The following is a 392-nucleotide window of genomic DNA, read 5'->3' on the forward strand; positions in this document are numbered from 1 at the left end:
CGACGATCACCTTCGTCTCGAACATCCCCGGCGAGACGCGCACGATCCCTTCGGCGATCTACGCCTTTCTGCAGGTGCCGGGGGGCGAGGGGGCGGCGCTGCGCCTCGTCGCGGTCTCGGTCGCCGTGGCGATGGGCGCGCTTCTGCTGTCGGAATGGCTGGCGCGGCGCGTGGCGCGGCGGGTGGGCGGCGCATGACGCTCGAGGTGCGGCTCCGCCACGGCTTCGGCGGTTTCACGCTCGACGCGGGCTTCGAGGCGCCGCCGGGCGTCACGGTGCTCTTCGGGCGTTCGGGCTCGGGCAAGACGACCATCGTCAACGCCGTCGCCGGGCTCCTGCGGCCCGAGGCGGGGCGCATCGCGCTCGGCGGGCGGGTGCTCGTCGACACCGAGC

1 protein-coding gene and 1 pseudogene are annotated in these 392 nt (G+C 74.5%); both read left to right on the forward strand.

Annotated features, from left to right (window positions below):
• A pseudogene (locus tag AB6A65_RS16690) lies at positions 1–197 on the forward strand (molybdate ABC transporter permease subunit); the annotation flags it as partial.
• Positions 194–392 (forward strand): ATP-binding cassette domain-containing protein (locus AB6A65_RS16695; protein ID WP_371039503.1); only part of this gene is annotated, 199 nt, incomplete at its 3' end. The pseudogene AB6A65_RS16690 and the gene AB6A65_RS16695, both read left to right, overlap by 4 nt.

The sequence above is a fragment of the Rhodosalinus sp. FB01 genome (assembly GCF_041365715.1).
Classification (GTDB): Bacteria; Pseudomonadota; Alphaproteobacteria; order Rhodobacterales; family Rhodobacteraceae; genus Rhodosalinus.